26 protein-coding genes are annotated in these 24,655 nt (G+C 73.0%); 7 read left to right on the top strand and 19 right to left on the bottom strand.

Going from position 1 to position 24,655, the window contains the following annotated elements:
* Positions 1-95 precede the first annotated feature (95 nt).
* Both ABZ948_RS15260 and ABZ948_RS15255 read right to left on the bottom strand, forming a co-directional pair.
* Positions 96-758: a response regulator transcription factor gene (locus ABZ948_RS15260; RefSeq protein ID WP_037765530.1), complete on the bottom strand. Its 663-nt coding sequence runs from the start codon at positions 756-758 to the stop codon at positions 96-98.
* Positions 759-772: 14 nt separating this feature from the next.
* The gene (locus tag ABZ948_RS15255) at positions 773-1,942 is read right to left on the bottom strand and encodes a sensor histidine kinase (protein WP_359759667.1); all 1,170 of its coding nucleotides are present in this window, start codon (positions 1,940-1,942) and stop codon (positions 773-775) included.
* 108 nt (positions 1,943-2,050) lie between these two features.
* Between ABZ948_RS15255 and ABZ948_RS15250 the strand changes: the two genes are divergently transcribed.
* Genes ABZ948_RS15250 through ABZ948_RS15240 form a run of 3 tightly spaced genes read left to right on the top strand, consistent with a single transcriptional unit; the run spans position 2,051 to position 4,186 of the window.
* The gene (locus tag ABZ948_RS15250) at positions 2,051-2,971 is read left to right on the top strand and encodes an ABC transporter ATP-binding protein (RefSeq protein WP_359759665.1); all 921 of its coding nucleotides are present in this window, start codon (positions 2,051-2,053) and stop codon (positions 2,969-2,971) included.
* Between the two features lie 2 nt (positions 2,972-2,973).
* Positions 2,974-3,699, top strand: a complete 726-nt coding sequence (locus tag ABZ948_RS15245) for an ABC transporter permease (protein ID WP_359759663.1) — start codon at positions 2,974-2,976, stop codon at positions 3,697-3,699.
* 55 nt (positions 3,700-3,754) lie between these two features.
* The gene (locus ABZ948_RS15240) at positions 3,755-4,186 is read left to right on the top strand and encodes a hypothetical protein (RefSeq protein WP_359759661.1); all 432 of its coding nucleotides are present in this window, start codon (positions 3,755-3,757) and stop codon (positions 4,184-4,186) included.
* Positions 4,187-4,270: 84 nt separating this feature from the next.
* Here the strand turns inward: ABZ948_RS15240 and mug are convergent, their stop codons facing one another.
* The 9 genes from mug to ABZ948_RS15195 all read right to left on the bottom strand — a co-directional run bounded on the left by mug (position 4,271) and on the right by ABZ948_RS15195 (position 14,539).
* Positions 4,271-4,816 (bottom strand): G/U mismatch-specific DNA glycosylase, encoded by a 546-nt coding sequence (mug, locus tag ABZ948_RS15235; protein WP_359759659.1) that lies wholly within the window; start codon positions 4,814-4,816, stop codon positions 4,271-4,273.
* 13 nt (positions 4,817-4,829) lie between these two features.
* On the bottom strand, positions 4,830-6,272 hold the full coding sequence (purB, locus tag ABZ948_RS15230; protein ID WP_359759657.1) for an adenylosuccinate lyase: 1,443 nt from the start codon (positions 6,270-6,272) through the stop codon (positions 4,830-4,832).
* 92 nt (positions 6,273-6,364) lie between these two features.
* A complete protein-coding gene (locus ABZ948_RS15225) occupies positions 6,365-7,144 on the bottom strand; it encodes an SGNH/GDSL hydrolase family protein (RefSeq protein ID WP_359759655.1) in 780 nt (259 codons plus the stop codon).
* 73 nt (positions 7,145-7,217) lie between these two features.
* Positions 7,218-8,231, bottom strand: coding sequence for a hemolysin family protein (locus tag ABZ948_RS15220; RefSeq protein ID WP_359759653.1), 1,014 nt, complete (start codon positions 8,229-8,231; stop codon positions 7,218-7,220).
* Positions 8,228-9,568, bottom strand: coding sequence for a hemolysin family protein (locus tag ABZ948_RS15215; RefSeq protein ID WP_359759651.1), 1,341 nt, complete (start codon positions 9,566-9,568; stop codon positions 8,228-8,230). Before ABZ948_RS15215 ends, ABZ948_RS15220 begins: the two co-directional genes overlap by 4 nt.
* Positions 9,569-9,754: 186 nt before the next feature.
* Positions 9,755-10,180: a GNAT family N-acetyltransferase gene (locus ABZ948_RS15210; protein WP_359759649.1), complete on the bottom strand. Its 426-nt coding sequence runs from the start codon at positions 10,178-10,180 to the stop codon at positions 9,755-9,757.
* Between the two features lie 55 nt (positions 10,181-10,235).
* Entirely contained in the window at positions 10,236-11,126 is an 891-nt protein-coding gene (locus ABZ948_RS15205; RefSeq protein WP_359759647.1) for an LLM class F420-dependent oxidoreductase, read from the bottom strand.
* Positions 11,127-11,172: 46 nt separating this feature from the next.
* Positions 11,173-13,740, bottom strand: a complete 2,568-nt coding sequence (locus ABZ948_RS15200; RefSeq protein ID WP_359759645.1) for an ABC transporter permease — start codon at positions 13,738-13,740, stop codon at positions 11,173-11,175.
* Between the two features lie 4 nt (positions 13,741-13,744).
* On the bottom strand, positions 13,745-14,539 hold the full coding sequence (locus tag ABZ948_RS15195; protein ID WP_359759643.1) for an ABC transporter ATP-binding protein: 795 nt from the start codon (positions 14,537-14,539) through the stop codon (positions 13,745-13,747).
* A 135-nt stretch (positions 14,540-14,674) separates the two neighbouring features.
* Between ABZ948_RS15195 and ABZ948_RS15190 the strand changes: the two genes are divergently transcribed.
* Together ABZ948_RS15190 and ABZ948_RS15185 are read left to right on the top strand one after the other, a co-directional pair.
* On the top strand, positions 14,675-14,914 hold the full coding sequence (locus tag ABZ948_RS15190) for a hypothetical protein (protein WP_003988727.1): 240 nt from the start codon (positions 14,675-14,677) through the stop codon (positions 14,912-14,914).
* 4 nt (positions 14,915-14,918) lie between these two features.
* Positions 14,919-15,293, top strand: coding sequence for a fic family toxin-antitoxin system, toxin component (locus ABZ948_RS15185; protein ID WP_359759641.1), 375 nt, complete (start codon positions 14,919-14,921; stop codon positions 15,291-15,293).
* On the opposite strand, the gene ABZ948_RS15180 is transcribed toward ABZ948_RS15185, so the two are convergent.
* From ABZ948_RS15180 to bioB, 5 genes are all read right to left on the bottom strand, one after another.
* Positions 15,294-15,971 (bottom strand): class I SAM-dependent methyltransferase, encoded by a 678-nt coding sequence (locus tag ABZ948_RS15180; RefSeq protein ID WP_359759639.1) that lies wholly within the window; start codon positions 15,969-15,971, stop codon positions 15,294-15,296.
* Positions 15,972-16,279: 308 nt separating this feature from the next.
* Positions 16,280-17,179 carry a class A beta-lactamase gene (gene bla, locus ABZ948_RS15175; protein ID WP_359759637.1) on the bottom strand — a complete coding sequence of 300 codons (900 nt, stop codon included), beginning with the start codon at positions 17,177-17,179 and terminating at the stop codon, positions 16,280-16,282.
* Between the two features lie 83 nt (positions 17,180-17,262).
* Positions 17,263-17,988, bottom strand: coding sequence for a dethiobiotin synthase (gene bioD / locus ABZ948_RS15170; protein ID WP_359759635.1), 726 nt, complete (start codon positions 17,986-17,988; stop codon positions 17,263-17,265).
* A gap of 13 nt (positions 17,989-18,001) precedes the next feature.
* On the bottom strand, positions 18,002-19,282 hold the full coding sequence (locus ABZ948_RS15165) for an adenosylmethionine--8-amino-7-oxononanoate transaminase (RefSeq protein WP_359759633.1): 1,281 nt from the start codon (positions 19,280-19,282) through the stop codon (positions 18,002-18,004).
* Positions 19,275-20,447, bottom strand: a complete 1,173-nt coding sequence (bioB, locus tag ABZ948_RS15160; protein ID WP_359759631.1) for a biotin synthase BioB — start codon at positions 20,445-20,447, stop codon at positions 19,275-19,277. The genes ABZ948_RS15165 and bioB overlap by 8 nt, the downstream gene beginning before the upstream one ends.
* 150 nt (positions 20,448-20,597) lie before the next feature.
* On the opposite strand from bioB, the gene ABZ948_RS15155 reads away from it, so the two are divergent.
* The gene (locus ABZ948_RS15155; RefSeq protein ID WP_359759629.1) at positions 20,598-21,725 is read left to right on the top strand and encodes an 8-amino-7-oxononanoate synthase; all 1,128 of its coding nucleotides are present in this window, start codon (positions 20,598-20,600) and stop codon (positions 21,723-21,725) included.
* A 52-nt stretch (positions 21,726-21,777) separates the two neighbouring features.
* On the opposite strand, the gene ABZ948_RS15150 is transcribed toward ABZ948_RS15155, so the two are convergent.
* Positions 21,778-22,008: a DUF397 domain-containing protein gene (locus ABZ948_RS15150; protein WP_359759627.1), complete on the bottom strand. Its 231-nt coding sequence runs from the start codon at positions 22,006-22,008 to the stop codon at positions 21,778-21,780.
* 9 nt (positions 22,009-22,017) lie between these two features.
* Positions 22,018-22,878: a helix-turn-helix domain-containing protein gene (locus tag ABZ948_RS15145; RefSeq protein WP_359759625.1), complete on the bottom strand. Its 861-nt coding sequence runs from the start codon at positions 22,876-22,878 to the stop codon at positions 22,018-22,020.
* Positions 22,879-23,091: 213 nt separating this feature from the next.
* On the opposite strand from ABZ948_RS15145, the gene ABZ948_RS15140 reads away from it, so the two are divergent.
* Entirely contained in the window at positions 23,092-23,550 is a 459-nt protein-coding gene (locus tag ABZ948_RS15140; protein WP_359759624.1) for an ATP-binding protein, read from the top strand.
* A gap of 416 nt (positions 23,551-23,966) precedes the next feature.
* Here the strand turns inward: ABZ948_RS15140 and ABZ948_RS15135 are convergent, their stop codons facing one another.
* Positions 23,967-24,593, bottom strand: a complete 627-nt coding sequence (locus ABZ948_RS15135) for a DUF6328 family protein (protein ID WP_359759622.1) — start codon at positions 24,591-24,593, stop codon at positions 23,967-23,969.
* Positions 24,594-24,655 lie beyond the last annotated feature (62 nt).

Raw genomic sequence — 24,655 nt, 5'->3', positions numbered from 1 at the left:
CGTGCGCGTGTTGGCCGGATCGTACTTCGGCACGGAGCGCCACGGCGAGGGGCAGGGCGGCGCACCACGGCGGGAGGCAGGACCGGCCCCGCCCCTCAGCCCGGCGCCACGAACCCCGACTCGTAGGCGGCGATCACCGCCTGGGTGCGGTCCCGCGCCCCCAGCTTCGCCAGCACGGAGCTGACATGCGACTTCACGGTCTCCGTCCCGACGACCAGCCGGGCCGCGATCTCCGCGTTCGACAAGCCCCGGGCCATCAGCCGCAGCACCTCCGCCTCGCGCTCGGTCAGCTGGGCCCGTTCCATCGCGGCCCGCGCCGCACGGTTGCCGCCGCCCTCGCCGTACTCGGCGGCGAGCTGCCGCACCGAGGCCGGGAACAGCAGCGACTCGCCCTCGGCGATCAGCCGCACCGCGTGCACGATCTCGGCCGGCCGGGCCCGCTTCAGCAGAAAACCGTCGGCACCCGCGCGCAGCGCCTCGTACACGTACTCGTCGTTCTCGAACGTCGTCACCACGAGGATCCGCGGCGGCTCGTCGACCGTGCGCAGCAGTGCCCGGGTGGCCTCGATGCCGTCGAGCAGCGGCATCCGGACGTCCATGGCGACCACGTCCGGCCGCAGCCGCCGCACCAGCGGGATCACCGCCGCCCCGTCCGCGGCCTCCCCGACGACCTCGATGTCGGGCTGCGCCTCCAGCACGGCCCGCAGACCCGCGCGCACGAGGGGTTCGTCGTCGACGAGGAGAACGGTGACCGGCATCGGCCCAGCGTAGATCAACTCAGCGGCAGCTCGACATGCACCTGCCAGTCACCCTCGTCGGGGCCGGTCCGGGCCCGCCCGCCCAGCAGGGCCGCGCGCTCGCGTATCCCGCGCAGGCCGCTGCCGCGTCCCGGGCCCGGTATCGCGGCCGGGAGCGGATTGCGTATCGCGAGGACGAGGGTGCCGTCGCCGGCGTGCACGCGCACGCGCACCGGGACCGCGCCCGCGTGCCGCAGCACATTGGTCAGCGCTTCCTGGAGGATCCGGTAGCCCTCCCGGGACACCGGCCCGGGCACGGAGTCCACCGGGCCGGTCACCTCGGCGTCGACCTTCGCCCCGGAGGCGCGCGCGGACTCCAGCAGCCGGTCGGCGTCCGCGAGAGTCGGCCTGCCGCTCACCGGCTTCCCGGACTCGCGCAGCACGCCGAGCACCCGCTCCAGGTCCTCCAGGGCGGTCCGCCCGGTCTCCTCGATGGCGCTCAGCGCCCGGTCCGTGAAGGCCGGGTCGCCCGCCGCCCGCGCGGCCCCCGCCTGCACGACGGCGACCGTGAGCGCGTGACCGATGGAGTCGTGCAGCTCGCGGGCGATCCGCGTGCGTTCCAGCAGTTGTTCGGTGCGTTCCTCGAGTGCGGCCATCCGCTCGGCGCGTGACGGCCCGAGGAGCTGTCCGGCCAGCGCGGTGGCAAGGTGACCCGACCACACCACGACCACCAGGGACAGGGCCAACGGCACGGGTGCGAGCACGGCGTGCCACCAGTGGTTCTCCTCGACGGTCACGAACCCGTCGGCGGCGGGCCCGAAACCGAGCCCCGTCGTCAGCAGGTCGACCGCGAGGAACGGCAACTGGACGGTGAGGTTGGTGACGACCCAGCCGAGGCACAGTCGCGCCTCCAGCCACACCACCGTCCGCCCGCGATCGGCCCACGTGCCCGACGGGGTGGTCACGATGTCCGCGCTCTCACCGTCCTGCCGGCGGCCGGTGAGCAGCAGCCTGGCCTGAAACCCCTCCACGACCCGGGTGGCGGGCACGAGTCCGGCGAGTCCGAGCAGCACGGCGGCCGTGACCTGCGTCCACCACGCCTCATCGATGAACAGCCACAGCGTCGGCCACACCGTGGCCACCGCCAGGTGCAGCCACCGCGTGTACGTCACCGCCCGCGTCAACGGGCGCAGCATGCGGACCATTGCGCCATCGTGCCAGCCACCACCGACAACGAGCCTCCCCCGCACGGGGGAGCCGATCTCCACCGCCGGGGGAGGCCAGGGCACCGCACCGACGGGCACGCTGCTGCCATGACCAGCATCGACATCCAGGACCTCACCAAGGAGTTCGGCGGCCGGCGAGCCGTGGACCACCTCACCGTCCGCGTGCTGCCCGGCCGCGTCACCGGCTTCCTCGGCCCCAACGGCGCGGGGAAGTCCACCACCATGCGGCTGGTGCTCGGCCTCGACCGTCCGACGGCCGGCCGCGCCACGCTCGGCGGCCGCGCCTACGCGACCCTGCGCGAACCCCTGCGCCACGTGGGCGCCCTGCTCGACGCGCAGGCCGCGCACGGCTCCCGCACCGCCCGCGACCACCTCCGGGTGCTGGCCGCGAGCAACCGCATCCCGGACCGGCGGGTCGACGAGGTGCTGGAGGAGACCGGCCTGGCGCCCGTGGCCCGCCGCCGCGTGCGGACGTACTCCCTGGGCATGCGCCAGCGGCTCGGCATCGCCGCCGCCCTGCTGGGCGACCCCGAGGTCGTCATGCTGGACGAGCCGTCCAACGGCCTCGACCCCGAAGGGATCGTGTGGATCCGGCAGGTGCTGCGCCGGCTCGCGGAAGAGGGCCGCACGGTCCTGGTCTCCAGCCACCTCATGAACGAGACCGCGTCCTTCGCCGACCACCTCGTGGTGCTCGGCCGGGGGCGGCTGCTGGCCGACACCCCGATGCGGGACTTCATCCACGCGCGCGTGCGGCCCCGCGTCCGGGTCCGCACGACCGACCCCGTCGCCCTCAAGAGCGCACTCGCCCGGCACGGCCACGACGCCGTGGAACACGAGGACGGTCACTGGACCGTGGACCACGCGCGCGTGGACGACATCGGCCGCATCGCCTCCGCCGCGGGCGTGCCGGTCCTGGAACTCGCCGCCGAGGAGGCCACGTTGGAGCAGGCCTACTTCGACCTCACCGGTGCCGAGACCGAGTTCGCCGCCCAGCCCCAGGAGGCCTGACCATGGAATTCACGCCCGTACTCCGCTCCGAGTGGCTCAAGATCCGCACGCTCCGCTCGCTGCCGGGCGCGCTGCTGGCCCTGTTCGCGGCGACCACGGCGTTCTCCGCGATCGCCGGTGTCTCCGAGACGTCCGACCCGGACTTCGACCCGCTGTTCACGGCGCTGTCCGGTGTCATACCGGGGCAGATCGCGGCCGTCGCCTTCGGGGCCGTGGCGGTGTCGACGGAGTTCCACTCGGGCGCGCTCCGGCTCACGCTGGCCGCGGTCCCGCGGCGCGGCCGGTGGTTCGCGGCCAAGGCGGCCGTCATCGCCGTACCGGCCCTGCTGACGGGGTGGTTGACGGCACTCACCGCCCTCCTGCTGGCGCGGGCGGGGCTCGGCACGGCGGCCGACGGGCTGAGCACCGGTGAGCAGGTGCGCGGGGTCGTGGGCTGCGGTGTCTACCTCATGCTGATGGCCCTGTTCGCCGCCGGGCTCGCCGCCCTGCTGCGCAGCGGCGTGGCCACGCTGTCGCTGATGGTCCCGTTCATCCTCGTCGTGTCGTTCGTGATCGGCGACGCGACGGGCACCGTCGCCGACTTCCTGCCCGACAAGGCGGGACAGCTGGTCCTCCACGAGACGCACGAGGGAACCCTCGGTCCGTGGTCGGGGCTCGCGGTGACCGCGCTCTGGACCGCCGCCGCCCTGCTGGTGGGAGCGTGGCGCCTGCGCCGCCGGGACGCCTGACCGGGACCCGGCTGATGCCCCGCCAAGTGTCAGTGGCGGCGGGTTTACTGGATCCATGAACATCGCACAGCACATCGCCCTCATCGACGAGCTGTGCTACCGCCCCTTTCCGGCGGAGCACGGCCCGTCGGACGTCGGCGCCTCGGGGCCCGGCCACCACGTCGCGGTATTAGCGGCCGCGACGGACAGCGACCCGGCGCAGTGGGCGGTGGTGGTCGACCAGTACGAGAAGGACCGGGACGCGGTCTACGAGCTGCTCGCCTCCCGCTGGGGCGACACCCCGCCCTACAACCTGCAGACCGTCCTCCTGCGCACCGAGCGCGAGGAGATACCCCGGCCGTGGGCCGAGTTGAGCGAGCGCGCGAACGTCGCCCATCTGTGGGAGGTGGAGGGCACCGGCCGCTGGGTCGCCGTGGCGGTCACCGACCGGGACCCGTGGCGGGAGCTCCGACTGCTGGCCCTGGTGACGGAGATCGCCCCGCCATGAGGGACCGGTAGCGTCGCTCCGCCGTGAGCGACCGGCGGCGTCGATGACCGCTCGCCGTGCCCGACGACCGCTCGCCGTGTCCGATCAGCCCTCGGCGGCTTCCCGCAGCCGCGCGAACTCCTCGGCCATCGTCTCGGCCGTCCAGTGGGCGTTCAGCCCGCTCGGGTTGGGCAGCACCCACACGCGCGTGTCCCCGATCGTCCGCGACTGCGGCCCGACCTGTGCCTTCCGGTCGTCGAACGCGGCCCGGTACGCGGTCACGCCCACCACGGCCAGCCAGCGCGGCCGCAGCCGCCCGACCTTCAGCGCGAGCAGCCGCCCGCCCTCCCGGTACTCCTCGGCGCTCAACTCGTCGGCCCGGGCGGTCGCCCGCTCCACGACGTTGGTGATGCCGAGCCCGTACGACAGCAGTTCCCGCTGCTCGGACGGCTTCAGCAGCCGCGGCGTGAACCCGGAGCGGTGCAGCACCGGCCAGAAGCGGTTGCCCGGGCGGGCGAAGTGATGGCCCGTCGCGGCGGTCATGAGCCCGGGGTTTATCCCGCAGAACAGCACCCGCAGACCGTCCGCGACCACGTCCGGTACGACACGGTCGCGGGCGGCCGCCAGCTCCTCGGGGGTGAATCGGGGCATCGTCCGCGGCGCGTCAGAGGATCGCGCCGGGCGTGTAGCCCGCGGCCCGGGGGTGCTGCTTGACGATCTCCTCGACCCGGGCGACGACGGCGGCCACCTGGTCGCCCGCGGCACCCGTGAAGGACAGCTTGTCGGCCATCAGCGCGTCCAGCTCGGCGCGGTCCAGCGGGATGCGCGCGTCGGCCGCGAGCTTGTCGAGCAGTTCGTTGCGCTCGGCGCCCTGCTCGCGCATGGCGAGCGCGGAGGCGACGGCGTTCTCCTTGATCGCCTCGTGCGCCAGCTCCCGGCCGACACCGGCGCGCACGGCGCCCATGAGGACCTTGGTGGTGGCGAGGAACGGCAGGTAGCGGTCCAGCTCCCGGGCGACGACCGCCGGGAACGCGCCGAACTCGTCGAGCACCGTCAGGAACGTCTCCAGCAGGCCGTCCAGCGCGAAGAACGCGTCCGGCAGCGCGACCCGGCGCACCACCGAGCAGGACACGTCGCCCTCGTTCCACTGGTCGCCCGCCAGCTCGCCGGTCATCGAGGCGTAGCCGCGCAGGATGACCATCAGGCCGCCCACGCGCTCGCAGGAGCGGGTGTTCATCTTGTGCGGCATGGCGGAGGAGCCGACCTGGCCGGGCTTGAAGCCCTCGGTGACCAGCTCGTGCCCGGCCATCAGCCGGATCGTCTTCGCCAGCGACGACGGCGCCGCCGCCAGCTGCACCAGCGCGGTGACGACCTCGTAGTCCAGCGAGCGCGGGTAGACCTGGCCGACCGAGGTGAACGCCTGCGAGAAGCCCAGGTGCGCGGCGATCCGCTGCTCCAGGTCCGCGAGCTTCGCGGCGTCCCCGCCGAGCAGGTCCAGCATGTCCTGGGCCGTGCCGACCGGGCCCTTGATGCCGCGCAGCGGGTAGCGGCCCAGCAGCTCCTCGACGCGGCCGTACGCGACGAGCAGCTCGTCGGCGGCGGTCGCGAAACGCTTGCCGAGGGTGGTGGCCTGCGCGGCCACGTTGTGCGAGCGGCCGGCCATGACCAGCTCGCCGTACTCGCCGGCCAGCTTGCCCAGGCGCGCCAGGACCGCCACCGTGCGGTCGCGCATCAGCTCCAGGGAGAGCCGGATCTGCAGCTGCTCGACGTTCTCGGTGAGGTCGCGGGAGGTCATGCCCTTGTGCACGTGCTCGTGCCCGGCGAGGTCGTTGAACTCCTCGATCCGCGCCTTCACGTCGTGCCGCGTGACCTTCTCGCGCTCGGCGATGGAGGCCAGGTCGACGGTGTCGAGGACACGCTCGTAGTCGGCGAGGGCCGCGTCCGGCACCTCGATCCCGAGGTCCTTCTGGGCACGCAGCACGGCGAGCCAGAGCTGCCGCTCCAGCCTCACCTTCTGCTCGGGCGACCAGAGCGTGGCGAGCTCGGCGGAGGCGTAGCGTCCGGCGAGGACGTTCGGGATGCGGGGCTTGGCGGGAGCGGAAGTCACGTGGACGGATTCTACTGGCGATTCGTGCAGGCCAGCGCAACGGGTGGGTTCGTCGGAACCTACGAGAGCGTCCCGAGGGCGACCACCTGCGGCTACGCCAGGTCCTCGTACGGCAGCAGCTCCGGCCGCTTCGGCGGCAGCCCGTCCCCCGAGGAGCGGCCCGTCAGGCGGCGGCCGATCCACGGCAGCAGGTGCTGCCGGGCGAACCGTACGTCCGCCGCGCGCCGCATGACCCAGCCCGGCGGCAGGGTCGCCGGCATCGGCGTGCGCCACTCGGGGTCCTCCGGCTCGTGACCGAGCTCCTGCCAGACGGCCTCGGCGACCCGGCGGTGGCCCTCGGCCGTCAGGTGCAGCCGGTCCACGTCCCACATCCGCGGATCGGCGAGCGACGGGGCGCCGTACAGGTCGACGACGATCGCGCCGTGCCGCGCCGCCAGCTCGTCGACGCAGGCGAACAGCTCCTCCATGCGCGGCCGGAACCGCTCCAGGACGGGGCCCTGCCGGCCCGGGCTGCGCATCAGCACGAGCTGCTTGCACGAGGGGGCCAGCTTCCCCACGGCCTCCTCCAGGAGCCCGCGCACCCGGCCCATGTCGCACTTGGGGCGCAGGGTGTCGTTGAGGCCGCCGACCAGGGTGACGACGTCGGCCTGCATGGCCGCCGCCACGTCCACCTGCTCGTCGACGATCTGCCGGATCAGCTTGCCGCGCACGGCGAGGTTGGCGTACCGGAAGCCGGGGGTACGGGCCGCCATCCGCGCGGCGAGCAGGTCGGCCCAGCCCCGGTAGGTGCCGTCGGGCAGGAGGTCCGACATGCCCTCGGTGAAGGAGTCGCCGACCGCGACCAGGCTGCTGTAGGTGGGGTTCGTGTCCATGGCGGCGGAAATAGTATCCCGTGCACATACCCAGCAGTCGGTCACCCGTCCGGGAGCATCGGCGACCGGTTCCTCACGCCCTCTGGCCGAACAGCTCCCGCAGCACGTCCTCCATCGTCACCAGCCCGGCCAGCCGCCCGTCCGACCCCAGGACCGCCGCGAGGTGCGTACGGCTGCCCCGCATCGCCGTGAGGACGTCGTCCAGCGGCGTGCCCTCCCGCACGCGCGCGATGGGCCGCATGTCCCGCAGCCGGAACGGCACCTCGCGTCCGGCGGCGTCCAGGGCGTCCTTCACGTGCAGATAGCCGACGATCCGCCGCCCCTCGTCCACCACCGGGAACCGTGAGAACCCGGACTCCGCCGACAGCCGCTCCAACTGGTCCGGCGTGACGCCCACGCGCGCGTACACCACGCGCTCCAGCGGCAGCACCACGTCGCGCACCGGGCGGCGGCCCAGCTCCAGGGCGTCGTGCAGCCGTTCCTGGGCGCGATCGTCGATGAGCCCGGCCTCGCTGGAGTCCTTCACGATCTGCGCTATCTCCGCGTCCGAGTAGGAGGCGGCCACCTCCTCCCGGGCCTCCACCCGCAGCAGCTTCAGCAGCGTGTTCGCGAAGGCGTTCACCGTGAAGATCACCGGCCGCAGCGCCCGGGACAGCGCCACCAGCGGCGGCCCGAGCGTCAGCGCGCTGCGCACCGGCTCGGCGAGCGCGATGTTCTTCGGCACCATCTCGCCGAGCAGCATGTGCAGATACGTCGCCAGGGACAGCGCGATCACGAAGGACACCGCGTGCCCGGCGCCCTCGGGCACGCCCATGGCGTGGAACGCCGGCTCCAGCAGGTGCGCGATCGCCGGCTCGGCCACCACGCCCAGCACCAGCGTGCACAGCGTGATGCCGAGCTGCGCGGCCGCCATCAGTGCGGACACGTGCTCCAGGCCCCACAGCACGCTCTTGGCACGCCGGTCGCCCTGGTCGGCGTACGGCTCGATCTGGCTGCGGCGCACGGAGATCAGCGCGAACTCGGCGCCGACGAAGAAGGCGTTGACGACCAGGGTCGCCAGACCGATCAGCAGCTGTACGGCGGTCACAGCTCGACCCCCTTCTCGTCGGGCTTCTCGTTGTCGAGGGGCGCCTGCAGCAGGACGCGGGCCGCCCGGCGGCCCGTGGCGTCGAGGACCTCCATCCGCCAGCCGGCGACCTCGAGCCGGTCACCGGCGGCCGGTATCCGGCCGAGCACCGTCGCCACCAGCCCGGCGAGCGTCTCGTAGGGCCCCTCCGGCGCGCGCAGCCCGACGCGCTCCAGGTGGTCCACGCGCGCGGAGCCGTCCGCCGAGTACAGGGCGTGGCCGGACTCGTCCGTGCCGGCCGGCGCGAGGTCCGGCAGCTCGTGCGGGTCGTGCTCGTCGCGCACCTCGCCGACGACCTCCTCGACGATGTCCTCCAGGGTGGCGACGCCCGCGGTGCCGCCGTACTCGTCGATCACCACGGCCATCGTGCGCTTGCCGGAGAGCCGGTCCAGGAGGCGGTCGACGGTGAGCGTCTCGGGGACCAGCAGCGGCTCGCGCATCAGCTCGGAGACGAAGATCCGGGTCCGGCGCTCGGCCGGGACCGCCAGCACGTCCTTGACGTGGGCGGTGCCGACGACCGAGTCGAGCGTGCCGCGGTAGACGGGGAACCGGGACAGGCCGGTGGCCCGGGTCGCGTTCGCCACGTCCTCCAGGGTCGCCTGCACCTCCAGGGCGACGACCTGCACACGCGGTGTCATCACGTTCTCCGCGGTCAGGTCGGCGAGGTTCAGCGTCCGCACGAACAGCTCGGCGGTGTCGGCCTCCAGCGCGCCCTCCTTGGCGGAGTGCCGGGCGAGCGCCGCCAGCTCCTGCGGCCCGCGCGCCGAGGCCAGCTCCTCGGCGGGCTCCACACCGATCCGGCGCACCACCCGGTTCGCCGTGTTGTTGAGGTGGGTGATGAAGGGCCGGAACGCGGCGCTGAACCAGCGCTGCGCGTTGCCCACCGTCTTGGCGACGGTCAGCGGCGAGGAGATCGCCCAGTTCTTCGGCACCAGCTCGCCGACGACCATCAGGAACACCGTCGACAGCGCCGTGCCCAGCACCAGCGCGAGGCTGTGCGAGGCCGAGCGCGGGACGCCGAGGTCCTCCAGCGGCCCGGCGATCAGCGCGGCGATCGACGGCTCGGCGAGCATGCCGACCACCAGGTTCGTGACGGTGATGCCGAGCTGAGCCCCGGAGAGCTGGAACGTCAGGTTCCGTACGGCCTTCAGCGCGCCCTGCGCGCCCCGCTCGCCGCGCTCCACCGCCCGTTCCAGCTCGGCGCGCTCGACCGTGGTGAGGGAGAACTCCGCCGCCACGAAGGCGCCGCAGGCGAGCGAGAGCAGGATCGCCGCGAGGAGCAGGAGCACTTCGGTCATCGGTTCACCCCCGTTCCATGGTTCTCCAGGACGGGGCGGGACGCGCGGTGTCGCGGACTGGGAGGCTCGCCCATGGGCGGACGCTCACGACCTTTCATACAGAACCGAGTGGCCATCCAAGAGTAAAGGATGGGCAAAGACCTCCTGCGGGGTGCACACCGACGGGCGCCGAGAGCCGGCACGGTGTCAGTCGGTCAGCGGCTTCACCCAGCGTCGCCACTGCTCCTGGGGCGCGTACCCGGCGGCGCCCCACGCATGGTGCGCGGTCTCGTTGCGGGTGAGCACCACCGCGTCCGCCCGCCGCCCGCCGAGCCGTACGAAGCGCTCCTCGGCGGCGGCCAGCAGCGCGGACGCGACCCCCTGGCGGCGCCGGTCCGGGTGCACGGCCAGCCGGTACAGATGGCAGCGCCAGCCGTCGAACCCCGCGATCACCGTGCCGGCCAGCTCACCCGCCCGCTCGGCGAGGAGCAGCGCCTCCGGATCGCGCTCCACGAGCCTCTCCACGCCGGCCCGGTCGTCGCTGATGCTCGTGCCTTCGGCGGCGACCTTCCAGAACGCCAGCACGGTGTCGAGGTCCTCGGGCGTCGCGGCCCGGATGCGCAGCTCCGTCATGCCGTGATCACATCACGCAGGGGCGGCCGGGACAGGTCGTTCCACCATGCGGACGTCAGGCCGCGCGCACCCGTTCCATGACCGGCGCGAACGCCTCCATGTAGGGCTCCAGGACCGTGAAGTAGGTGAAGCCGTAACGCTTCCGCCGGGCCAGGACCTGCTCCGCCAGCTCCTGCGGCGTGCCGACCAGAGAGACGGGAAGGTCCAGTACCTGCTCCACCGTCATGTCGGGCACGAGTTCCAGGAACGGCTGGACGGCGGCCTCCCGGTCCTCCGTGCCGATCACCAGCTGCAGCAGCAGGTTGAGCTCGGGCGGCTCCTCGCGGTGCTCCGCGAACTTCAGACACCGCGCCACGCGCTCGTCGAGCTCCTCCGCGGTGATCGGCGTCAGCTGCCCGGTCGTGCTGCCCGGCGCCGTACGCGCCCCGGTGAACGCCGCGATGTCGGCGTGCTCGGCGCTCAGCCGCAGCATGCGGTCGCCGTTCCCGCCGATCAGCAGCGGCACCCGGGGCCGCTGCGCCGCCTGCGGCTGGTGCTCCTGAGAGCCCAGCAACCGCCCCAACTCCTCGACGGTGCGCCGCACATGGTCCACCCGCTCGCCCGGCGAGCCGAACGGCAGCCCGGCCGACTCGTGCTCCGCCCGCACGTAGCCGGTGCCCAGGCCCAGCTCCAGGCGACCGCCCGTCAGCGCGTCCGTCGTCGCCACCTCGCGGGCCAGCAGCGCCGGGTTCCAGAAGCCCGCGTTGAGCGTGAAGGTGCCCAGCCTCGGACGCTCGGTGGCCTCGGCGGCCGCCACGAGCGCGGGGAAGGGCGCGGGCATGCCCAGGTGGTCGGGGACCAGGATCACGTCGTACCCCAGCTCCTCCGCCCGGCGGCACTTGGCGCGCCACTCCCCGGCGGACGCGGGTTGCAGCAGGTTGACCCCGAAGCGGAACGGACGCGACATGAACTCTCCTCACACGGCAGCGACTTGAGTACCCGCCGCGATTCCATCACTCGTGCGCGATGGCCGCCAGTACGTTCATGCGGGAGGCGCGCAACGCCGGCAGCAGCGCCGCCACGACCCCGATCACCGCCGAACCGATCACCACGGCGACGATCGTGACCCACGGGATCGCCAGGGCCGTCATCCCCTGGAGCGCGAGGACCTGCTGCGTGCACACCCCCCACACCAGCCCCAGCGCGAGCCCCAGGACCGCGCCGAACACGGCGATCACCACCGACTCCAGCCGGATCATCCGCCGCAACTGGCGCCGGGCCAGGCCGATCGCCCGCAGCAGCCCGATCTCCCGGGTGCGCTCGACGACCGACAGCGCGAGGGTGTTGACCACGCCGAGCACCGCGATGATGATCGCCAGCCCCAGCAGCGCGTAGACGAGGTACAGCAGGACGGCGATCTGGTCGTGGACGAGCTGCTTGTAGTCGGCCAGGTCCCGCACCTGCACCTGCGGATACGGGTCCAGGGTCGCCTCCAGCCCCGCGCGCAGCTCGTCGTCGCTCGTGCCCGGGGCCGCGTTGACGTACAGCGCGGAGTCCTGCCCGCCCGGCGCGTACCGCTCCAGGGTGCCGAGACCGAAGTAGAGCCCGCCCTGGGTGCCGAACCCCTCGGCGGAGTCCTGGTCGGTGAGGGCGCCGACCGTCAGCTCGGCCGAGCGTCCGCCCTGGAACTCCACCGGGACGGTGCCGCCCACCCGTACGCCGTGGTCGCGGGCGAAGTCCCGGTCCATGGCCAGGCGCCCGTCCGCGAGCGCGGCCGCCGAGTCCCCTTGTGTGTAGGTGATGTTGGCGACCTCGTCGAGCCGCGGATCGTAGCCCGCCGCGGTCGTCTCCACCCGGTCGCCGTCCGGCAGCCGCACCGCCACCGGCGTGAACCGCCCCCGTACGACGAGGCCCACGCCCTCGGTGTCGCGCACCGCGTCGGTGACCTCCTTCGGGAACGGCAGGAAGTTGGTGTTCTGGATGACGAAGTCGGCACCCAGCGTCCTGTCGATCTGCCGGTCGAACGACGCGGTCATCGACTCGCTCGCCACCGACATGCCGCCGACCAGGGCGAGGCCGACCATCAGGGCGGCCGCGGTGGCTCCGGTACGGCGCGGATTGCGCAGGGCGTTGCGCTGGCTCATCCGGCCGATCGACCCGAACAGCGCGGGGAAGGCCCCGCCCAGCACGCGGATCACCGGGCGCACCAGCAGCGGACCGGCGATCACCGTCGCGATCAGGGTCAGCACGACACCGAGGCCCAGCAGGGACGCCGCCGACGCCGTCCGCCCGGACACCGCGCACCCCACGAGCGCCGCCGCCCCGGCCGCCCCGACGACCGCGCCCGCCGCCGCGCGCACCCGCAGCGGCCGGCCCACCCCGGCGACCTCGGCGTCCGACAGCGCGGCCATCGGCGAGACGGCCGCGGCCCGCCGCGCCGGGAGGTACGCGGCGACGAAGGTGACGCCGAGACCGACGACGTACGCCGCCACGGGCGTCACCCAGCCGATGACCATCTCGTCGGCGTCGATGTTCATGCCGAGCAGGCCCATCAGCTCGATGAGCCCGGCCGCGAGCCCGATGCCCGCGGCGAGCCCCAGCGTGGAGCCGACCAGGCCGAGCAGGAGGGCCTCGGTGAGCACCGAGCGGCGCACCTGCCGCCGGTCGGCGCCGAGGGCGCGCAGCAGCCCCAGCTCCCGGGTGCGCTGCGCGATGAGCATGGAGAAGGTGTTGACGATCAGGAACACGCCGACCAGCACGGCGATCCCGGCGAAACCGAGCATCACGTACTTGATGACGTCGAGGAACCCGCCCAGCTGCTCGACGTCGGACTCGGCCTGCTCGTCGGCCGTGCGGAAGTCGTAGGTGTGCGCGCCGAGCGCGGCGGCCACGCGCTGCTTGAGCCGCTCGTCGTCGACGCCCTGCGCCGCGTCGACCGCGATGCCGGTGGCGGCCCGCGGATCGCCCAGCAGCTTCGTCCGCGCGGTGGACGGGTCGAGGAAGACCAGTGCGGAACCGGGGTTGGTGGTGGTGAACGTGACGATGCCGACGACGCGGACCTGGAACGACCCGGGCGGCGCGATCACGGTCAGGGTGTCACCGATGCGCACGTCCTTGCGGTCGGCGGTCTCCGAGTCGAGCAGCGCCTGGCCGGACCCGCGCGGGGCGTGACCGGAGGTCAGCTCCACGGGGCTGCGCTCGTTCGGGTTCCAGGCGTTGCCGAGCGTGGGCGCCCCGGTGGTCGGGCCGACCGGTTCGTTGTTCTCGTCGACGACCGTGAGGCCGTTGACGTCCACCTCGGCGCGTGCCGCCGCGACACCGTCGATCCGCCGCACGCGTTCGGCCAGCGCGGCCGGCAGGGTCGCCGTCCGGCCGGAGGGCACCGCCTCGTCGAGGCCCTCCTTCGGGCTGACCGTGACGTCGGCCGCCGTGGAGGCGAACAGCCGGTCGAAGGTGCGGCTGACGGTGTCCGAGAAGATCAGGCTCCCCGTGACGAACGCGACGGACAGCAGGACGGCGAGCGCGGAGAGCAGCAGCCGCCCCTTGTGCGCCAGGAAGCTCCTCAGGGTCGCCTTGAGCACGGGGTCAGTTCTCCTCGAACCGCGTGCGGATCACGTCGAACCTCTTCATGCGTTCGAGGACGGCTTCCGCCGTGGGCCGCGGCATCTCGTCGACGATCCGGCCGTCGCCGAGGAAGAGCACCAGGTCCGAGTGGGCGGCGGCCCCCGGGTCGTGGGTGACCATGACGACCGTCTGGCCGAGCCGGTCCACCGCCTCGCGCAGGAAGCCGAGCACCTCCAGACCGGCGCGCGAGTCGAGGTTGCCGGTCGGCTCGTCCGCGAAGATCAGCTCGGGCCGCGCGGCCAGCGCCCGCGCACAGGCCACACGCTGCTGCTGCCCGCCGGAGAGCTGGGAGGGCCGGTGCCTGAGCCGGTCCCGCAGACCGAGCGTGTCGATCACCTGGTCCAGCCACGTCCCGTCGGGCCTCTTTCCCGCGATGTCCATGGGCAGGGTGATGTTCTCCAGCGCGTTCAGGGTCGGGATGAGGTTGAACGACTGGAACATGAACCCGATCCGGTCCCGGCGCAGCCGGGTCAGCTCGCGCTCCCGCAGCCCGGTGATCTCGGTGTCGCCGATCCACACCCGGCCGGCCGAGACGGTGTCCAGCCCCGCCAGACAGTGCATCAGCGTGGACTTCCCCGAGCCCGACGGCCCCATGACCGCGGTGAACCGGCCGCGCACGACGTCCACGTCCACCGAGTCGAGGGCCAGCACGGTCGTCTCACCCGCGCCGTACGCCTTGGTCAGACCGCGGGCGCGGGCCGCGATCCCGTCGGCCGGCGCGAGGCCGGGGGCGTGCTCCGCAGCAGGCGTGGACAAGGCCGCCTCCTCAGGGTGTACGTCGGACCTCCTGACTCTGCCCGAGCGTAATGTGACCCGGCCCACACTCGGTATCCTCCGCGGGTCGGACTCCCGCCCTTGCCGGTGCTAGCGTCCCCGCGCTAGCGTCGAGGTATGGCGAAGACCCAGCTGAACGTGCGAGTCGACGAGGGCACCGCCCGCGCCGCCCGCGAACGCGCCCTGGCCCGCGGGATGAGCGTCAACCGCTACATCGAGGAGCTGGTCAGACAGGACACCGGCGAGGTGGGCCACACGTTCGTGGAGGCCGCCGCCGACTTCATGAAGCAGTACGAGTCCGTCTTCGCCGAGGAGTTCGGCCCGGACCGTGAGGGCACGCGCGAAGGTCGCCACTGAACCGTTGAACAACCTCGAGATCGACCTCGCCTGGCTGCTGATGCTCGCCGAGCAGAAGACCCCCGGGGACCCCCAGGTCACCGACTGGGGAGCCCTCGTCGCCGCCGTCGCACGCCACCAGGCCCGGATATTCGACGTCCCCGTCTACGACAGCCCGCACGCCCGCGCCGCCGCGCTGCTCCAGCTCCTCATCCACGTCCCCGCGCTGGAACGCTCCAACGCCCTGTTCGCCTCCGCCGTCGCCTACGCCTACCTCGTCGCCAGCGGCGCCAAGGTCGTCACCTCGCCCGAGCAGGTCCGTGACCTCGCCCGGCTCGTCAAGAGCGGCGAGGCGTCCGTACGGGACATCGAGCGGGAGCTGCGCCAGTGGAGCCTGTGACTACGCGCTGACCGGCGGACGCCACGCCGTGCCCAGCACGCAGTACGAGGTGGGCAGCACCGGCCCCTGCTCCGGCATCATCACCCGCCGGTAGGGGCCGAGCTCGAACCCGGCGTCCCGCAGCGCCCGCACGGGCTCCCGCGACAGGTGGCAGCCGCCGCTCACCACCGGCCACAGGGTCCGGTCCAGCGCCTGCTGCGCGCAGGTCATCGCCCGGCCGCCGCCCCGGCCGTGCTCGAAGAACCGCACCTCGCCGCCCGGCCGCAGCACCCGCCGCAGCTCCCCGAGCGCCCGCGGCACGTCCCGCACACTGCACAGCACCAGCGACACCACGGCCGCGTCGAAGCCCTCGCTCTTGACCGGCAGCGCCTCGGCCGCCCCCGGCACCACGTCCACCGGCACCTCGGCGCGCAGGGCGGCCTCCACGGCCAGCCGCCGCAACAGCCGCTCCGGTTCGATGGCCACGACCTCCGAGACGGTGCCCGGGTAGTGCGCGAAGTTCAGCCCGTTGCCCGCGCCGATCTCGATCACCCGCCCGGACAGCCCGCCGAGCAGTCTCTCGCGCACCCGGGCCATGCCCATCCGGGTCTCGGCGCGCACGCTGGCCCGGGCGTAGCAGCGGGCGAACAGCGGGTGGTGCACGGCGTCCCGCGGCACCTTGCCGGAACGGAGCGGCATGGGGGACCTCCCTGACGAGGCGGGCCTACCGCGATTCTCCCCCGCGGGAGACCGGCGCACCCCTGCCCGCGGGCGCCGCCGGCGGACCAGGTGTGTCCGAGACGGCCCGCCTCGTCGGCCGGCTAGGGTCTGTCGTTTGGATCAGGTCGCAGGAAAGCGACGGTGCTGTTCGGTGCCGGTGAGCGGGGTCTGGTGCGTGCAGCTGCAAGGCGGAGGAGGGAGTCGACGCGGAGCGTCGGCGAGTGACGACAACGCGGCAGGTGTGCGTGCCAGGCCCCGCGTCTGCGGCGTGATCCAAACGACAGGCCCTAGACGAGTTCCGATGCCAGCAGTTCCGCCGTCCTGGCCACCAGGGGGTTGTCGGCCGGGGCGTCCTCCTCCGGCTGGGTGGTCAGCACGGACATCACGATCGGGGGACCGTCCGGCGGCCAGGTGATGCCCACGTCGTGGTTGCCGCCGTACCGTCCGCCGCCGGTCTTGTCGGCGATCAGCCAGTCGGCCGGCAGGGCCTTGCGGAACTTCTCGACGCTCGTGGTGTTGCGGAGCAGCCAGTCCGTCAGCCGGGCCCGGTCCCGCGGCTCCAGCGCGTCGCCGAGCACCAGACGGGCGTAGGTCCGGCCGATGGCGCGCGGGGAGGTCGTGTCGGTCACCCGCCAGGGTTCCGCGCTGTTGAGCTCGGGCTCCCAGCGGTCGAGCCGGGTGACCCCGTCACCGATCGAGCGGGCGAACCGCGTGATCGCGGTCGGTCCGCCCAGCTCCTTCAGCAGCAGGTTGCCCGCGGCGTTGTCGCTGAAGCGGATCGTGGCGTCGCAGAGTTCGGCGACGGTCATGCCGGTCGCGACGTGGTCCTCGGTGATGGGGGAGTACCCGGAGTCCGTGACGTACTGCTGGGTGTAGTGGATGCGCCGGGCCAGGAACTCGCCGTCGCGGTCGAGGTCGCGCAGGACGGCCGCGGCGGCCAGCGTCTTGAAGACGGAGGCCATGGGGAAGAGCTCGTCGGCCCGGTACGCCACCGTCCGGCCGGTGCGCAGGTTGCGGGCGTAGACCCCCAGGCGGGCGGTGTGTTCCCGCTCCAGCTTCCGCAGCCGTGCGGTGACGCCGCCGGTGCCCGGTAAGGCGTGGGCCGTGCCGCCGCCCAGCGAGAGGGCGGCGGCCGCGCCCAGCGCGAGGGCCGTGCGGCGGGACGGGCGTGGGTGTGGGATGTGCACGGTGTTCCCTTCCGAGGTGATCACGTACGTAGCTCAATACGCGATCACGTCCTCGCCGGTTTCACCGCACGGCCGCGGAACGCTCAGAAGGCCGCGGGCGCCTCACGCACCCGGAACGCCTCCGCGTCCCACGTGCCGTCCAGGCGGGGTGCCAGCCAGTGCGGCGCGGCCGCCCGGAAGGCGGTGGGGGAGAGGGCCCCGGACCCGGCGGGCACCGACCCCAGCAGCGGCGCCCCGGCCACGTCCGGCAGGTCCACGAGATTGCAGCGCGCGGCGAGATCCGGCTCCGAGGGCCAGCTCCCGATCACCACGCCCGCCTGCTCCAGCCCTCGGGAGCGGAGTTCGCGGGCCGTCAGCTCCGTCGTGTTCAGCGTGCCGAGCCCGGCCTGCGCCACGACCAGCACCGGCGCCGACAGCAGCCCGGCCGCGTCCGCCAGCGTGCCGCCGGCCGCGTCGAACCGTACGAGCAGTCCGCCCGCCCCCTCCACCAGCACCAGGTCGTGCTCGGTGGCCAGCTTGGCGGCGGCCTCCGCGACCTCGTGTGGGTGCACCGGCGTACGACCGGCCCGGCGCGCTGCCGTGGCCGGGGCCAACGGATCCGGATAACGGGCGAGTTCGGCCGTCGTCACCGGGCCCGCGAGGCGCGCGACCTCCGCTGCGTCCCCCGGCTCGTCCGGCCGCACGCCCGTCTGCGCGGCCTTCAGCACGGCCACCGAACGGCCGGCCGCCAGAGCCGTGGCGGCGACGGCGGCGGTCACGACCGTCTTGCCGACCTCCGTGCCCGTGCCCGTGATCACCAGTACCGGCATGTCAACACCCCGCTCATCCCTCTCGCGCCGCCGCGCACACCGCCCGCGCGATCCGCGCCAGGTCCGCGTCGCCCGTGACGTACGGCGGCATGGTGTAGATCAGATCGCGGAACGGCCGCAGCCACACGCCCTCGCGCACGGCCGCCGCCGTCGCCGCCTCCATGTCCACCGCGTGGTCCAGCTGCACGACCCCGATGGCGCCGAGGACCCGTACGTCCGTCACCCCCGGCAGGTCCGAGGCCGCCGCGAGCCCCTCGCGCAGTCCCGCCTCGATGCGCTTGACCTCGGCGAGCCAGTCCTGGCCGAGCAGCAGCCCGATCGAGGCGCAGGCCACGGCCGCCGCCAGCGGGTTGCCCATGAAGGTCGGGCCGTGGGCGAGCACGGGGACCTCGCCCCGCGAGATGCCGTCGGCGACCCGCGCGGTGCACAGCGTCGCCGCCATCGTCAGATAGCCGCCGGTCAGCGCCTTGCCCACGCACATCACGTCCGGCGTCACCGCCGCGTGCTCCGCCGCGAACAGGGCGCCCGTGCGGCCGAAGCCGGTGGCGATCTCGTCGAACACCAGCAGCACGCCGTGCGCGTCGCACGCCTCGCGCAGCACCCGCAGATACGCGGGGGAGTGGAAGCGCATGCCGCCCGCGCCCTGCACCACCGGTTCGACGATCACCGCGGCCAGCTCGTCGGCGTGCCGCTCGATCAGCGACCGCAGGTGCTCGGCGTACGTCTCGTCGAACTCCGCCGGGGGCGGATCCGCGAACACCTGGCGCTGGAGCACCCCGCTCCACAGTTCGTGCATCCCGCCCTCGGGGTCGCACACCGACATCGGCTGCCAGGTGTCGCCGTGGTAGCCGCCGCGCCAGGTCAGCAGCCGCTGTTTGCCGGGGCGGCCCAGCGAACGCCAGTACTGCAGACACATCTTGACCGCGACCTCGACCGACACCGACCCGGAGTCGGCGAGGAAGACGTGCTCCAGCCCCTCGGGCGACATGTCGACAAGGAGCTTCGCCAGCCGTACGGCGGGCTCGTGGGTGAGCCCGCCGAACATCACATGGCTCATCCGCCCGAGCTGCTCCCGCGCGGCCTCGTTCAGCACCGGGTGGTTGTAGCCGTGGATCGCCGACCACCAGGACGACATGCCGTCGACCAGGTCCCCCGAACCGTCCGCGAGCCGCAGCCGCACCCCGCTCGCCGACTCCACGACGAGCGGTTCCCGGCGGCCGGGCATCGGCCCGTACGGGTGCCACACATGCCGCCGGTCGAGCTCCAGCAGCTCGGGCACCGTCAGCTCAGGCATTGGGCGCGAGGTCCGTCCCGGCGCCCCGGCGGCGCACGGCGACCAGGTCGGTACGGGGCTCACCGGCCGGCGCGGCGGGTGCGGAGCCGCACGCGCCCTTCCCCTCGGACCTCTCGGACCCCTCGGAACCGCAGCCGCCATCGCTTCCGCAGCCGCCGGCGGCGCGGTGCTCCGGCAGCGTCACCTGGCCGGTGCCCTCCACCTCGAACCCGGCGTCCGCGATCATCTCCAGGTCGGCCTTGCCCGCCTGGCCCTCACTGGTCAGGTAGTCGCCGAGGAAGATCGAGTTGGCCAGGTGCAGGGCGAGCGGCTGCATCGTGCGCAGATGGACCTCGCGCCCGCCCGCGATGCGCACCTCCACGTCCGGGCAGACGAACCGGGTCATCGCCAGGATCCGCAGGCACCGCTGCGGCGTCAGGTTCCACTCCTTGCCCAGCGGCGTGCCCTCGAACGGGATGAGGAAGTTGACCGGAACCGAGTCCGGGTCCAGCTCGCGCAGCGAGAAGACGACGTCCACCAGGTCCTCGTCCGTCTCGCCCATGCCGGCGATCAGCCCCGAGCAGGCGGACAGGCCCGCCGCGTGCGCCTTGTTGACCGTGTCGACACGGTCGGCGTAGGTGTGCGTGGTGGTGATCTCGCCGTACGTCGCCTCGGAGGTGTTGAGGTTGTGGTTGTAGGCGTCGGCGCCGGCCTCGCGCAGCCGCTCGGCCTGGCCGTCGGAGAGCAGTCCGAGGCAGGCGCACACCTCGACGCCCTCGTTGTTCTCCTTGATCGCCTTGATCGTCTCGGAGACCCGGGCCACGTCCCGGTCGGTGGGGCCGCGCCCGCTGGCCACCAGGCACACCCGCTTGGCGCCGCCCGCCACACCGGCCGCCGCCGCGTCGGAGGCCTGGTCGGGTTTGAGCCAGGTGTACTTGAGGATCCCGGCCTCGGAGCCGAGCCGCTGCGAACAGTAGGAGCAGTCCTCGGGGCACAGGCCGGACTTCAGGTTGACGAGATAGTTGAGTTTCACCCGTCGGCCGAACCAGTGCCGGCGCACCTTCCCGGCCGCGGCCACCACATCGAGCAGGTCGTCGTCGGACGTCGCGAGGACGGCCAGTGCCTCGTCACGGGTCGGCAGCTCGCGCCGAAGCCCCTTCTCCACCAGCGTGTTCAGCAGGTCCATGAGAGCCGATCCTGTCCTACGGAGCCGCCCGCGGCCAAGGAGAGTTCGCACAACAGAGTCGCTTCGAGGTGTGGGTATTGCCACACACTGACCTGCTGGTCGTCCCGCTAGTGTCTGTGCACTGCCTACAAATTCCCCGGAGGACCACCCATGGCGTTCGGCTGGATCGACGAGCAGGCGCGGCTGCGCCGCCGCGCCGGACTCGTACGGACCCTGCGCCCCCGTCCGGCCGACTCGCCGCTCCTGGACCTGGCGAGCAACGACTACCTGGGACTCGCCCGCCACCCGGAGGTCACCGGGGGCGCGGCCCGCGCCGCGAGGAGCTGGGGCGGCGGCTCGACCGGCTCCCGGCTCGTCACCGGCAGCACCGAACTCCACGCGGAGCTGGAACGGGAGCTGGCCGATTTCTGCGGTGCCGAGGCGGCCCTGGTCTTCTCCTCCGGCTACGCGGCCAACCTCGCGGCGGTCACCGCGCTGGCCCCGCACGGTTCGCTGATCGTCTCCGACGCGGGCAACCACGCCTCGCTCATCGACGGCTGCCGACTGGCCCGCGGCACGACCCAGGTCGTGGCGCACGCCGAGCCCGAGGCCGTGCGCAAGGCGCTGGCGGGCCACGAGGGTCCGGCGGTCGCCGTGTCCGACACGGTCTTCTCGGTCGACGGCGACGCGGCCCCGCTCGCCGCGCTGGCCGAGGCCTGCCGGGAGCACGGCGCGGGACTGGTCGTCGACGACGCCCACGGCCTGGGCGTCCTCGGCGACGGCGGCCGAGGCGCCCCGCACGCGGCGGGACTCGCGGGCGCCGACGACGTCGTCGTGACGGTCACGCTGTCCAAGTCGCTCGGCAGTCAGGGCGGAGCCGTCATCGGCCCGGCCCGGGTCATCGACCACCTGGTCAACGCGGCACGGACGTTCATCTTCGACACGGGACTCGCCCCCGCCGCGGCGGGGGCGGCCCTGGCGGCCCTGCGGCTGCTGCGCCGCGAGCCGGAGCGGGCGGCGCGGGCCCGCGCGGTGGCGGGCGAGCTCCACGCCGGCCTGACCGCCGCGGGTCTGGAAGCGGTGCGTCCGGACGCCGCGGTGGTCTCGGTGCGGGCGCCCTCTCCCGAGGACGCCGTGCGCTGGGCGGCCGAGTGCCGGGCGGCCGGCCTGGCCGTGGGCTGTTTCCGTCCTCCTTCCGTGCCGGACGGCATCTCACGGCTCAGGCTGACCGCCCGCGCGGACCTGACCGGTCAGCAGATCGAACGCGCTGTACGGCTGATCGGCGAGACGCGGCCATGAGTCGGCGTGACACGGCCGTGCGTCGCTCGACGGCGGGCTGATCGGACGGGGTTCACATACGGTCCACCGCGGCCGTGAACTCCGCCCAGCTCCCGGAGGAGAAGAGGAGCGCGGGCCCGGCCGGGGCCTTGGAGTCGCGCACCGCGAGGAGTCCGGCCCAGGGAGGGGTGTCCGGACACGCGGTCTCGACACAGTTGTTCGCGCCGGTGCTGTAGCTGCTGCGCAGCCATCGCACACCGTGCAGTTCGGTGCTTGAGGGGACATGACGAGGCAGTGCACGCATGGTGCCTCCTTACGCGCCGGCGGCTGTCCCGGCGATGTAATCCAACGAGTCCTCGGGCGAAAGGGCGTGGATCTGAAGGGCGTTGAAGGCCTCCGTGTAGGCCCGGAGGTCTTCTTTCCGTTCGAGATAGAGGCTACTCGTCAAGTGGTCGAGAACAACCACATCCAGATCAGAAGTGCTCGAAAATGAGAAGATAACGAAAGGGCCGGTGACGCCGATGTGCGCCCCGGCGGCGAACGGCAGCACCTGGAGCCGCACTTGCGGCAGCCGCGCCGCCTCCACCAGGCGTTCCAGCTGCCGGGCCATGACCCCGGGCCCGCCCACCTCGCGGCGCAGCACCGCCTCGTCCAGGACGGCACTCAGTTCCAGCGGCGGATCCGCACGCAGCACGTCCTGCCTGGCCAGCCGCACTTCGACGAGGGTGTCGAGCCGGTCCTCCGACAGCCCCTCCACCGCGGCGCTCGTCACCGCACGCGCGTACTCGGGCGTCTGGAGCAGGCCTGGGACGACGGTGGTCTCCAGGGTGCGCATCGCGCTGGCCTGGGACTCCAGGCTGATGAAATCCCGGTAGGTCGGGGGCAGCACCCCGCGGTAGGCGTGCCACCAGTGGTGCCGGCCGTCGCTGTCCTCGGACCCCGCCAACACCAGGAGCAACTCGCGAAGTTGGGATTCTGCCACACCGTAGGCGTCGAGGAGTAACCGCACATCGGCCGGTTTCACCCCACTCGTGCCCGTCTCGATCCGGCTGACCTTGGACTGGTGCCAGCCCACCAGCCGGGCCGCCTCGCCACTGGTGAGCCCCGCCGAGGTGCGCAGCGCACGCAGTTCGGCGCCCAGTTTCCGGCGGCGCACCGCGGGACCGTGCTGCATGGGCTTCTCCTTACTCCTTCCGAGCCACCCAAATACGGTCTCGCGTCGCAGAGTTCACCGCTTTGAGCGACAGATATATGCATATCTTGGTGGATCGCCGTCCTTCATGGGTGTTCTGGTGGCAGTCTGGCGACGAAGCACCAGTCCGGGACCGTACTCGAACCTTCCGCTCCGTGTCGGACTGCGGTCCCGTGGGAAAGGGACGACGTCGCCATGGCAGACCATTTGGAAGCCTCCGTCACTCTGCCGAGCGATCCCGCCTCGGTCTCCGCAGCGCGTGCCTACGTGGTGGGCACGCTGGCGGAGTGGGGCCTGCCGGCGGACACGGAAGTGTCCGACACCATCCGGCTCATCATCTCCGAACTCGCCACCAACGCCGTCCAGCACACCTTCGGTCAGTCGCCCACGTTCACCGTGGACGTCACCCTCGACCGCGACGAGCACCTGCGCGTCGGTGTCACGGACAGCCATCCGCGCTTCCCCAGACGGCTCCCCGCCGCGGTCCAGCAGGACAACGGCCGTGGGCTGGCCATCATCCGCTGGCTGACCGCGGAATGCGGCGGCAGGCTCCGCATCCGCCCCACCCGCGAGGGCGGCAAGACCATCTCCGTCGAACTCCCGTGGACGGTCCCGGCCCAGCCCGTGACGGCGGCGGGACAGCAGGAGCCGTAACGTCACAGCGGCGAGGCAGGCGACCGGAACCTACGACGCGGCCCGCCCGCGCAGCACCCCGGACTGCCCGCGTACAACGGGCGCGACCCCGGGCGTCGTGACCACGGAAGGGCCGGCCAGAGAACACCCCTCGGCTGACACCCGCCGACGCCGACACGACGCCGCCCCGATCCGCCGACGCCGATGCTGACACGACGTCGCCCCGATCGGCTGACGTCGATACTCGCTGACCCGGCGCTTGCCGCCCCGGTACTTGCCGCCCCGGCACTCGCCGCCCCGGCACTCGCCGGCCCGGCACTCGCCGGCCGCCGACTCCCGCCGATCCCGTGGCTCGTCGGCCAGGCCAGCCCTCTCCGACCCGGCGGCCCTCTCCGATCCACCCCCTACGGCCCGGCCCCCGGCCGCCGACCCGCGTGTCACCGGCGTCGTGCCGACGCCTCCCCGCGCGGTGTCGTTCCCCGAAGCGCCGACGGCTGCCTGACGGTGTCCCGCAGCTGTGCCGGGACCTGGACGGGGGCAGAGCGGGCCGGTGCCGGTTCCTCGGCCGTCCCGGCCGTCTCGTCGCGCAGGCCCGCCCGCCGCACCAGTTGCGGGAGCAGCCCCCACAGGCCGACGCAGACCAGGAAGGTCGCGGCGCTCGCGGCGATACCGCCGGCCCGGCCGGTCGTCACGTCGACCACCAGCAGGACGGAACCGCTGAACGCGAACACGAGTACGACCAGGCCGGTGGTGGCCAGACGCGAGGAGACCTGCACGATGCGCGGCTTGGCGCCCTGCTGGAAGAGCGAGCGGTGCAGCGCGGCCGGCGCGGTGAACAGCGCCGCGGCCAGGACCGCCAGCAGCAGCGTGATGACGTAGGTGACGCGCTGGACCGTGTCGAGGTCCTCGAAGCGCGAGGTGAAGGCGAGCGACAGCAGGAAGGCGAAGAGGATCTGTACGCCCGTCTGGGTGACGCGGAGTTCCTGGAGCAGCTCGACGAAGTTGCGGTCGGCGCGCTGCAGCGGCGTCTCGTTGCGTGCGGTGCAGGGACGGTGCTCGGCCATGGGGTGACGGGTAACCACCTGAGCCGGTATCACGCTCCGGCGTGCGGCGGCGCGTCAGGACG

It is taken from the genome of Streptomyces olindensis (assembly GCF_040645895.1).
GTDB classification, from domain to species: domain Bacteria; phylum Actinomycetota; class Actinomycetes; order Streptomycetales; family Streptomycetaceae; genus Streptomyces; species Streptomyces olindensis.
The sequence above is the reverse complement of the archived record's forward strand: the minus strand, read 5'-3'. Positions and strand labels throughout refer to the sequence as shown.

Coding starts and splice junctions, on each gene's coding strand:
- ABZ948_RS15250 (WP_359759665.1), top strand. CDS start 2,051: ATGACCAGCATCGACATCCAGGACCTCACCAAGGAGTTCGGCGGCCGG.
- ABZ948_RS15225 (WP_359759655.1), bottom strand. CDS start 7,144: ATGGACACGAACCCCACCTACAGCAGCCTGGTCGCGGTCGGCGACTCC.
- bioD (WP_359759635.1), bottom strand. CDS start 17,988: ATGCCGGTACTGGTGATCACGGGCACGGGCACGGAGGTCGGCAAGACG.
- bioB (WP_359759631.1), bottom strand. CDS start 20,447: ATGGACCTGCTGAACACGCTGGTGGAGAAGGGGCTTCGGCGCGAGCTG.
- ABZ948_RS15145 (WP_359759625.1), bottom strand. CDS start 22,878: ATGCAGCACGGTCCCGCGGTGCGCCGCCGGAAACTGGGCGCCGAACTG.
- ABZ948_RS15210 (WP_359759649.1), bottom strand. CDS start 10,180: ATGACGGAGCTGCGCATCCGGGCCGCGACGCCCGAGGACCTCGACACC.
- ABZ948_RS15180 (WP_359759639.1), bottom strand. CDS start 15,971: ATGCCGCTCCGTTCCGGCAAGGTGCCGCGGGACGCCGTGCACCACCCG.
- mug (WP_359759659.1), bottom strand. CDS start 4,816: ATGCCCCGATTCACCCCCGAGGAGCTGGCGGCCGCCCGCGACCGTGTC.
- ABZ948_RS15260 (WP_037765530.1), bottom strand. CDS start 758: ATGCCGGTCACCGTTCTCCTCGTCGACGACGAACCCCTCGTGCGCGCG.
- ABZ948_RS15215 (WP_359759651.1), bottom strand. CDS start 9,568: ATGACCGAAGTGCTCCTGCTCCTCGCGGCGATCCTGCTCTCGCTCGCC.
- ABZ948_RS15205 (WP_359759647.1), bottom strand. CDS start 11,126: ATGTCGCGTCCGTTCCGCTTCGGGGTCAACCTGCTGCAACCCGCGTCC.
- ABZ948_RS15150 (WP_359759627.1), bottom strand. CDS start 22,008: ATGCGTGCACTGCCTCGTCATGTCCCCTCAAGCACCGAACTGCACGGT.
- ABZ948_RS15240 (WP_359759661.1), top strand. CDS start 3,755: ATGAACATCGCACAGCACATCGCCCTCATCGACGAGCTGTGCTACCGC.
- ABZ948_RS15190 (WP_003988727.1), top strand. CDS start 14,675: ATGGCGAAGACCCAGCTGAACGTGCGAGTCGACGAGGGCACCGCCCGC.
- ABZ948_RS15155 (WP_359759629.1), top strand. CDS start 20,598: ATGGCGTTCGGCTGGATCGACGAGCAGGCGCGGCTGCGCCGCCGCGCC.
- ABZ948_RS15135 (WP_359759622.1), bottom strand. CDS start 24,593: ATGGCCGAGCACCGTCCCTGCACCGCACGCAACGAGACGCCGCTGCAG.
- ABZ948_RS15140 (WP_359759624.1), top strand. CDS start 23,092: ATGGCAGACCATTTGGAAGCCTCCGTCACTCTGCCGAGCGATCCCGCC.
- ABZ948_RS15245 (WP_359759663.1), top strand. CDS start 2,974: ATGGAATTCACGCCCGTACTCCGCTCCGAGTGGCTCAAGATCCGCACG.
- ABZ948_RS15165 (WP_359759633.1), bottom strand. CDS start 19,282: ATGCCTGAGCTGACGGTGCCCGAGCTGCTGGAGCTCGACCGGCGGCAT.
- ABZ948_RS15255 (WP_359759667.1), bottom strand. CDS start 1,942: ATGGTCCGCATGCTGCGCCCGTTGACGCGGGCGGTGACGTACACGCGG.